The 641-nt window shown below is 34.8% G+C and carries 1 protein-coding gene; it reads left to right on the top strand.

Annotated features, from left to right (window positions below; genetic code table 11):
- Positions 1 to 265 precede the first annotated feature (265 nt).
- Complete coding sequence (locus tag HMPREF2647_RS09105; RefSeq protein WP_061544230.1) at positions 266 to 616, top strand: SAUGI family uracil-DNA glycosylase inhibitor; 351 nt, start codon at positions 266 to 268, stop codon at positions 614 to 616.
- Positions 617 to 641 lie beyond the last annotated feature (25 nt).

The raw sequence follows: 641 nt of genomic DNA, 5'->3' as shown, positions 1-641 counted from the left end.
CCGTTATTTTTTATAAATAAATAATATATATAGAAGCAGAGAGAGACCTACACATATCATCAATACCTATAAATAATGAGTTGATTGTTCGTCAAAATGAGTGGGATTCCGGGATTTCCTTGTTATACCAACGTTTGTAGCGGGTTTTTATATGGAATTTTCTCTTATTCCCACCGGGATTCGTAATAAATGATAAATCAAATATATATTATCTCGGTGATGTATATGAAATACATCGCTATCACACTATCTAGGAGGCAATGATATGAAAACAACCACTCAAGAACTCAAACAATATATAACTCGTCTATTCCAACTGTCTAACAACGAAACATGGGAATGTGAAGCGTTAGAAGACGCAGCAGAAAATATACTTCCTACTCGCTTTGTAGACCATACCCCACTTGCACATCTTACACTTGAAACTTATACCTACTATAATGATGAGCTACATGAGCTAAGTATCTATCCATTCCTTATGTACGCCAATAGCCAACTCATCAGTATTGGTTATTTGGATCATTTTGATATGGACTTTCTATACCTGACAGATACTAAAAGTACGATTATCGATGAACGTCATTTACTAAAACAAGGAGGGAATGACCGTGAATAATTGGATCAAAGTGGCACAAATATCT

The sequence above is a fragment of the Staphylococcus sp. HMSC035D11 genome, from assembly GCF_001836075.1.
GTDB classification, from domain to species: Bacteria; Bacillota; Bacilli; order Staphylococcales; family Staphylococcaceae; genus Staphylococcus; species Staphylococcus hominis.
This window is presented reverse-complemented; position numbering and strand designations above follow the sequence as displayed.